Annotated in this window: 6 protein-coding genes and 1 pseudogene; all 7 read right to left on the bottom strand. The window is 73.1% G+C overall.

Annotated features, from left to right (window positions below; genetic code table 11):
- Positions 1-44 precede the first annotated feature (44 nt).
- Positions 45-1,064, bottom strand: a complete 1,020-nt coding sequence (locus ACFV0O_RS05775; protein ID WP_380336851.1) for an endo alpha-1,4 polygalactosaminidase — start codon at positions 1,062-1,064, stop codon at positions 45-47.
- A gap of 22 nt (positions 1,065-1,086) precedes the next feature.
- Positions 1,087-1,782, bottom strand: coding sequence for a spherulation-specific family 4 protein (locus ACFV0O_RS05770; RefSeq protein WP_360253785.1), 696 nt, complete (start codon positions 1,780-1,782; stop codon positions 1,087-1,089).
- Positions 1,779-2,696, bottom strand: coding sequence for an NAD-dependent epimerase/dehydratase family protein (locus tag ACFV0O_RS05765; RefSeq protein ID WP_380336848.1), 918 nt, complete (start codon positions 2,694-2,696; stop codon positions 1,779-1,781). The genes ACFV0O_RS05770 and ACFV0O_RS05765 overlap by 4 nt, the downstream gene beginning before the upstream one ends.
- Positions 2,697-2,821: 125 nt before the next feature.
- A pseudogene (locus ACFV0O_RS05760) lies at positions 2,822-3,523 on the bottom strand (NDP-sugar synthase); the annotation flags it as partial.
- Between the two features lie 73 nt (positions 3,524-3,596).
- Positions 3,597-4,589 carry an SDR family NAD(P)-dependent oxidoreductase gene (locus tag ACFV0O_RS05755; RefSeq protein ID WP_360253781.1) on the bottom strand — a complete coding sequence of 331 codons (993 nt, stop codon included), beginning with the start codon at positions 4,587-4,589 and terminating at the stop codon, positions 3,597-3,599.
- Between the two features lie 178 nt (positions 4,590-4,767).
- On the bottom strand, positions 4,768-6,294 hold the full coding sequence (locus ACFV0O_RS05750) for a hypothetical protein (protein ID WP_380336846.1): 1,527 nt from the start codon (positions 6,292-6,294) through the stop codon (positions 4,768-4,770).
- Positions 6,295-6,367: 73 nt separating this feature from the next.
- Positions 6,368-7,882, bottom strand: a complete 1,515-nt coding sequence (pelF, locus tag ACFV0O_RS05745) for a GT4 family glycosyltransferase PelF (protein WP_380336844.1) — start codon at positions 7,880-7,882, stop codon at positions 6,368-6,370.
- Positions 7,883-8,009: the final 127 nt, after the last annotated feature.

Genomic DNA, 8,009 nt, shown 5'->3' with positions numbered 1-8,009 from the left:
GGTGACCCTCGTCCGGGTCACCCGCGCGACAGGAGTGGAACACCTCAACAGGGCTTGCGCCAGGCGTTCAGGTCGAGCTTCTTCTGCATCGAACTGAAGCCCAGCGACTTGGCCTTGGCGCAGAACTGACCCGTGTCGAGCTTGTACTCGACGTGGAAGACCGCCTTGCCCGCCTTGACGAACGGCGCGACGCGGTCGCACTCGTCGAACTGCGAGCACTCCTCGTTGACCGCGAAGTCGAAGTCCGGCAGCAGTGCGGTGATCTGGTCCAGGTCGTTCTTCAGGCCGATGGCCAGGCCGCGTTCGTGCGCGAGCTGCGCCAGCATCCGGTTGTACTTGAGCTGGTCGTCGGGGGTCAGCGGGAATCCGCTGTTCTGGTTGTAGGCCTCGATGGTGTCCGGCTCGACGGCGTCGAAGCCCTTGCCCTTGCACATGTCGAAGCGGGCGGCCATCAGCGGCTTCAGCTGGTCGAGCTTGCGGATGTCGAACCACTTCTCGCCCTTCCAGCCGGTGTCCGAACCCTGCAGGGCCTTGGCGAAGGAGGCGGAGTCGGGGCGGAAGTCCTCCCAGGAACCGGCGTTGATGTAGCAGATCACCTTGCGGCCCTTGGCGTGCAGCGCGGCCACCACCGAGGCGTCGTTCTCGAAGCCGTCGATGTCGTAGACCGGGACGTCCACCGACTGGTCCACGGGGCCGCCGCCGAGCTGCCACTGCCAGGCCAGGCCCGGGGTGGGCTGCCAGCGGGCGCCGGTCGGCTGCGGGGCGGTGGTGCCCGGCGGGGTGGTGCCGGGCGGGGTGGTGCCCGGGGGAGTGGTGCCGCTCGGCGTGCCCGGAGCCGTGCTCGTGGGGTCGCCGGGCGGAGTGGGGGGCGGCGTGCCGTCGGGGGTGCCCGGGTCGGTGGTGCCGGGCGTGCCCGGGGCGGTGGCCGCGGGCGGGGTGCTGGGGGAGCCGTCGGCCGAGTCGTCGCCGTCATCGGAACCGGAGCTGCTGCACGAGGTGGCCAGCAGGGCGGTGGCGGTGGCGAGGGCCAGAGCGGCCGGCAGGAGCCGGTTGCGGCGGTTCACGGTAGTCGAACTCCGGATCGGGTCAGGTCAGTTCAGCGGCGGTCAGACCGTACGGCAGGGTGCGCCACGGATTGTCCCCGGCGCCGGGCACGGCGCAGCCGACGCCGGCCCGCCGGGCGGTGATCAGGGCGCTCGCGTCCTGGGCGTGCTCGGGCGGGACGTCGTAGACCAGGTGGCAGAAGCGGGAGGCCGCGTGCCGGCCGGTCCACAGCGGTTGTGTCATCGCGCGGTAGGTGTCCCAGTCCCCCTCGAAGGTGACCAGCAGGTCGGCCAGGCCCACCTCGGCGTAGCCCGGGTCCGGGTGCTCGCCGTGACCGAAGATCACGGTGCCGCAGCCGGCCGCGCGGGCCGCCGTGGCCAGCCGCCGGTAGTGCGCCAGCGCGCCCGGATGGGTCGTCACCTGGTCGAGGTACACGCCGGTGATGCCGTGCCGCTGGCGGTACGTCAGGATGTCTGCGACCACGGCCGCGTGGGGCCTGCGGCCGTAGTCGGTGTCGGCGTACCCGACCAGCGGCAGCCCGGCCGCGCGCAGTTCGTCGGCGGCCTCGGCGAAGACGTTGTCCGGGACCTCGCCCGGACCGTCGGCGAGGTTGAGCACGACGGCGGCGATCCGGTCGGGATCGGCGGCGGCGACCGCCCGCCAGGCCGCCGGGTCCACCGCGGGGTGGACGTACAGCGGCACCAGCAGGCGGCCGTCGGGGACGTGCCCGGTGGTCATGCGACCACCGGGGTCGGCGTGGGCCCGGCGGAGCCGAGCCACAGGTCGCGCAGGGTGTCGGCGAGGTCCGTCTCCGGGTGCCAGCCGAGCTCCCGGGCGGCGGCCGACACGTCGGCCTGCTGCCAGGAGACCGCGGCCGAGCGCTCGGAGCCCGCCCCGCTCTCGTCGATCCGGCCGGTGAAGCCGGCCGCGGCGACCAGCCCGTCGGCGATCGCCCGGACCTGCTTGGCCCGCCCGGAGGCGAGGTTGAGCACCCGGGGGAGCGGACGGTCGGCCGCGACCGCCAGACCGACGGCCTCGGCGACGTCGCGGGCGTCGACGAAGTCGCGGTAGGCGGAGAGGTCGCCGACCGTCACCACGCCGTCGGCGCCCTCGGGCGCCACCCTGCGCAGCTCGGCGGCCAGCCGGCCGGGCAGCGAGCCCGCCGGTGCGCCGGGGCCGACCGGGTTGAACACCCGCAGCACCACGGCGTCCAGCGGCGAGCCGGTCACCGCGAGGGAGCCGGCCAGCTTGGTCGCGCCGTACACGCCGACCGGGCGGGCGTCGGCGTCCTCGGACAGCGAGCTGCCCTGTGCGCAGACGCCGTACTCGCCGGCCGAACCGATGTGCACCAGACGGGCTTTGGGGGCGCCGAGCTGCAGCGCCTCGCAGAGGACCGCCGGGCCGCGCGCGTTCACCTCGGCGAGCTTGACCGCGCTGCCGGCCACCGCGCCGGCGAAGTTGACCACCGCGTCGGGGGCCAGCGCGGCCAGTTCCTCACCGAGCGGGCCGGCCTGGGCGGTGGCCAGGTCGAGCCGCAGGTCGTGGGCGGGCCGCCGGCCCGCGGTCAGCACGGTGGCACCGGGCAGCGACCGCAGGACGGCGGCGGCGTGACGGCCCAGGAAGCCGTCGCCGCCGAGGAGCAGAATTCTCACGCGGCCCGTCCGTCGTTCTCGGCGCCCGCGGCGGCGGGCTCGTCGGCGGTGTCGTCCGGGGCGGTGCGGGCGGCCGGGACCGGCAGCTCCGCGACGCTCGGCGTGACGACGGCCGACTCGAAGGGCATCAGGACCGGGCGGATGGTCGAGAACTCGGCGTTGGCCCGGTCGTAGTCGTCCGGCCGGCCGATGTCGAGCCAGTAGCCGCCGAACTCGTACGCGGACGGCGGGGTCTTGGCGGCCAGCAGGTCCAGCACCAGCTCGTCGAAGCCCAGCGGCAGGCCCGGGGTGTACTTGGCGAGCGCCGAGCGCGAGACGCCGTACACGCCCATCGAGACGCGGTAGTCGATGCTGGGCTTCTCCTGGAAGCCGGTGATGCTGCCGGAGTCGCTGGTCAGCACGCCGAAGTCGATCTTGACCTGGCGGGCGTAGGTGGCGATGGTCAGCGGGGCACCGGACGACTCGTGGTGCTTGAGCACCCCGGCGAAGTCCAGGTCGGTCAGGATGTCGCCGTTCATCACCAGGAAGTGCTCGGGCAGGCGGTCCTGCATGGTGAGCAGCGGGCCCATGGTGCCGAGCGGGCTGTCCTCGACGGCGTAGCCGACCCGCAGGCCCCACTGGGAGCCGTTGCCGACGTAGGCGCGGATGATGTGGCCGAGGTGGCCGATGGCCAGGGTGACGGACTGGAAGCCCGCGGCTGCGAGCTGGCGCATCACGATCTCCAGGATCGCGTGCTGGTCGCCGATCGGAACGAGCGGCTTGGGGAGCGCGGTGGTGTACGGGCGCAGACGAACGCCCTTGCCGCCGGCCAGGATCACTGCATGCATGGTGTTTCCCCCACGGAAAGGATGTGCAGGACACGAACCTTGGTTACCAGGACGAGCAAGATCGCGAAGGCGGTCAGACGTTGTAGATGTCGGTCTTGTAGCGGGCCAGGTTGGCCGGGTCGCGGAAGAACTCGATGGTCTGCTCCAGGCCCTGCTCCAGGCTGAACTGCGGGGCCCAGCCGGTGGCCGCGCGCAGCCGCGAGGCGTCCGCGACCAGGCGCATGACCTCGGAGTTGGTCGGACGGATGCGCTGCTCGTCCTCCTTCACCACCAGGTCGACGCCCATCAGCTTGCCGACCAGGGTGACCAGGTCGCCGACCGAGATCTCGCCGCCGGTGCCGGCGTTGAAGGTCCGGCCGACCACCGACTCGGCGGGCGCGGTGCCCACCGTGCGGAAGGCGTTCGCGGTGTCCTTGACGAACGTGAAGTCACGGGTCGGACGCAGGTCGCCGAGGGTGATCTCGGTCTGGCCGGCCGCGACCTGGGCGATCACGGTCGGGATGACGGCGCGCATCGACTGGCGCGGCCCGAAGGTGTTGAACGGGCGCAGGGTGACGACCGGGGTCTCGAAGCTGGCGTGGTAGCTGTCGGCCAGCCGGTCCCCGCCGGCCTTGGAGGCGGCGTACGGGGACTGGGTGTTGATCGGGTGGTCCTCGGTGATCGGCACGGTCTGCGCCGTCCCGTAGGTCTCGCTGGTGGAGGTGTGCACCAGACGGGGGATCTCCAGGTGGCGCACCGCCTCCAGCACGTTCAGGGTGCCGGTGACGTTGGTGTCCACGTACGAGTGGGGGGCGCGGTAGGAGTACGGGATCGCGATCAGGGCGGCCAGGTGGTAGACCGCCTCGGTGCCCTTGACCAGGCCGTTGACCGAGCCCGGGTCGCGGACGTCGCCGAGGACGATCTCGACCGAGTCCAGCACCTCCTCGGACAGGGTCTCCAGCCACCCGAAGGAGGAGAAGGAGTTGTACTGGACCATCGCGCGGACGTGGTGCCCGTCGGCGACCAGGGTCTCGACGAGGTGTGAGCCGATGAAGCCCTCGGCTCCGGTAACCGCGACGCTGCTCATGCGGAAATCGCTTTCTCGATCTGTCGGGGCGGCCGGACGCTCTGTGGTGGTCGGCCGCCGCCGGTTCGGTTGGTGACTCGGGTGGAACGGGTACGGCGGTGCACGCGAAGTGGGCGTGCGGGATATTCGAAGTGGTGCGGAGAGGGTGCCGACGTGGTTCCGGCGTGGTGCGGGTGGTTCAGCGGTGCTGGGTGGTGCGGCCGAGCACGGGCCCGGCGATGGCGGTGAGGACGACGGCGGCCGCCCCGCAGCCGATGAGCTGCAGGACGATCGGGTCCGCACCGGTCAGCAGCCCGGTGCTCTCGGCACCTGCGGCGGCCAGACAGATGAGGGCGGTGCTCCAGCTGAACCCGAAGGCGTTCAGCAGCAGCGCCAGCCAGAGCGAGCCGCCCAGGAGCAGCATCGCGCCGAGCTGCGGCACGCCGAGCGTCGGGGCGCCCGGCCACAGCACGGTCGCGGCGGCGTCCAGCGCGGCCACGGTGGTGAGGTAGATGAACAGGCAGCCGAGCAGGATCCCGCCGGTGCGGCGGGTGAACTGCCCGGTGGTGTGGCTGGTGCGCAGCGCGGCCACCGCCATCGCCCGGTAGCGGAACAGCAGCCACTCGGCGAGGCCGAGACTGAGCGTCAGCGCGATCATGGCCGGTCCGGTCGGCGTGGTCGGCGTCCCCTGGAGGGCGTGGCCGCCGGTCCGCACCGCCTGGTGGATGGTCGTGCCCAGGCCGGCGATCAGCGTGAGCGCGCCGCAGGCCAGGCCGAACAGCAGGTGCGGGACCTCCTGGCGCAGCGGCAGCTTCAGTTCGACGGACTCGCGCTCGCCACCGCGGACGCAGGCCAGCAGCTCCCGGACGGAGAGTCCGACCGCCAGCAGCACCGAGGTGAGCAGCACGACCGTGCGGACCACCTGCGGGACGTCCGCAGCCAGCACCACGCCCGCACCGACCGACGCCGGCGCCAGCGACAGCAGCAGGAACTTCTCCCGCCCGAGCACCAGCAGCACGGTGGCCGCCGCCAGGTAGCAGGACTGCCCGGCGGCGAAGCACAGCGCCCCGAGCGGCCCGCCCACCACGTACGCGGCGGCGGCCGCGATCAGCGCGCCGAGCGGGGCGCCGACGGCCAGGCAGACCGCTGCCTCGCGGCGGCGGAGCCGGCCCAGCCAGCGGTACGCGCGGTGCGCCAGGGCCTGGTTGAAGCCCCAGCTGACCAGTGTGGCGATGGACAGCGCGAGCATGCCCGAGGGCAGGCCGAACCGCATCCGGGCCGTCGCGAACAGGTTGGCACCGAGCAGGTAGCCCAGGCCGGGCAGGGCGAACACCAGTCCCCGCACCACGCAGCGCCAGGGGTCGGCCCGCCAGGGATTGGCGAACTCCGAACTCGGGCCGGGGTAGCGGCGCTGGACCTTCTCGAACAGCTCCTCGGCGACGGTGAACGCGTCGGGCCGGCCGTACAGCAGGGCCGCCTGCTCGTCCGACAGGCCGTCGGACTCCAGGAAGGCCGCGATCTCGTACGGGTGGACGGCGTCGGCGCAGATGTCCTGCAGGCGCTCGGCGAGCTCGTCCAGCGGGTCCGCGGAGAGACCGAGCTGCTCCTCGGGCCCGGGCTCCGGCTCCGGCGCGGCGGGACGGCGGAGCTTCAGCGGCAGCGTGCGCAGCTGCATCGTCCGCTCGGCGCCGCCCTCGTCGGGAACGAGACGCAGGGGACCGCTCATGCGCCCACCTCGCTGCGCTCGGCGGCCGCTTCGCGGAACGCGCACCTCTCGATCATTCGCTTGCTACGCGCACTCATGCGCCCACCTCGCTCGGTTCGGGCCGGGCGGCGGCGAGCTGCTGGTCCCAGTCGGGGCTGGGGACCTGGTCGGTGACGGCCACCATGCCGCCGGGCATCCAGCGGGAGGTGCCCAGGAGTTCGGTGTAGATGCCGCGGAAGCCGTCGATGTTCTGGCGGAGGGTGAACTGCTCGATCACCCGCAGCCGGGCCCCCTCGCCGAGCCGGGCGCGCCGTTCGGCGTCGCGCAGCAGCTCGATCGCGGCGGCCGCCATCGGTTCGGGCTCGCGCGGCGGGACGACCAGGCCGGTGTCGCCGACGGCCTCGCGGACGCCGCCCACGTCGGTGGACACGGTCGCGCGGCCGCAGGACATCGCCTCGATCAGGGTGAACGGGAAGCCCTCGCTGATGCTGGAGAGCATGACCACGTTGCCCGCCGCGTACGCGTCGGTGATGTCGGCGACGCGGCCCTCGAAGGCCACCGACTCGGCCACGCCGAGTTCGGCGGCCAGGGCTATGCAGCCGTCCCGGTACGCCTCGCCGCCCTTGGGGGTGCCCCCGAAGAGCCGCAGCCGCGCCTCGGGGATCTCTCGGTGGACGATGGCGAAGGCCCGGATCAGCGTTTCCAGGTCCTTGATCGGGTCGACCCGGCCGGCCCAGCTGAGGGTCGGGGTCTCGGGTTCGGGCCCGGCCGGCGGGAAGGCCGCCGGGTCCACTCCGTTGTAGACGGTGCGGATGTGCGCGGACGGGGTGCCGCCGCGTTCCTCCCAGCGCCGGTTGTACCGGTTGCCGGGGGTGACCAGCGCGGCCACCCGGTAGCTCTCCTCGGCGAGCATCCGGTAGAAGCCGAGCAGGAGGGCCTTGACCGGCCAGCGGTACGGTCCGGTGCGGTAGCCGAGGTAGCGCTCGCGCAGGTAGATGCCGTGCTCGGTGAGCAGAAACGGTACGCCGTACTGCTGGGCGGCGATCAGCCCGGGCAGGGTGGCGAGGCCGCCGCTGGCCGCGTGCGCGACGCCGTCCTTCGGCGGCTCGACCGAGAGCGGCCGCAGGGCGTGCTCCAGCAGGTCGGTCGCGTTCAGCGCGTCGTGCAGGGTGGGCCGGGAGACGGCGGTGGGCAGGTAGTCCCGCGTCCACACGTGCTGGAGGGTGCGGAGCGCTCTCTCGCTGCGCAGCGCGGGGCTGAGCAGCCCGCGCCGGGCGAGGTCGGCGAAGCCGTACAGCTCGGTGCCGAAGTGCGTGGTGTAGACCGGGTCGAGGATGGAGTGCAGGAAGCGCTCGTACGCGTTGAGGAAGCGCCGCATCTCCTTGCCGCGGGGCGGCCCGGCCTCGGAGGCCGGTCCCCACAGCGGAGCGGTCGTGACCGACCGTACGTTGGCGGGCAACTCCCAGGCCAGTGCTTCGTGGCCGGTCCCGGTGACGGCGATGACGTCGAAGTCGACGTCCGGCATGCCTTGAACGAGCTGGTCGCACCAGACACTCACGCCGCCGTGCTGGTGCGGATACGTCCCCTCGGTGAGCAGGGTGACGCGCATTCCTGTCCCCCCTCCTGTTCTTGCGTCGGTTCCGGCCTGGGTGGCCGGAACGGGAGCCCTGGGGGGGGCGGGGCGGGGGGGCCCCGGCCCCCCCGGGGCCGCCCGGGGGGGGGGTGCCCCCGCACGG

The organism is Kitasatospora sp. NPDC059577 (assembly GCF_042735475.1).
Classification (GTDB): domain Bacteria; phylum Actinomycetota; class Actinomycetes; order Streptomycetales; family Streptomycetaceae; genus Kitasatospora.
Note: the sequence above shows the minus strand (reverse complement) of the source record. Positions and strands in the feature narration are given on the sequence as shown.

Bases quoted from the DNA above. Each gene is read 5' to 3' on its own strand.
- ACFV0O_RS05770 (WP_360253785.1), bottom strand. From the start codon at position 1,782: ATGACCACCGGGCACGTCCCCGACGGCCGCCTGCTGGTGCCGCTGTAC.
- ACFV0O_RS05750 (WP_380336846.1), bottom strand. From the start codon at position 6,294: ATGAGCGGTCCCCTGCGTCTCGTTCCCGACGAGGGCGGCGCCGAGCGG.
- pelF (WP_380336844.1), bottom strand. From the start codon at position 7,882: ATGCGCGTCACCCTGCTCACCGAGGGGACGTATCCGCACCAGCACGGC.
- ACFV0O_RS05755 (WP_360253781.1), bottom strand. From the start codon at position 4,589: ATGAGCAGCGTCGCGGTTACCGGAGCCGAGGGCTTCATCGGCTCACAC.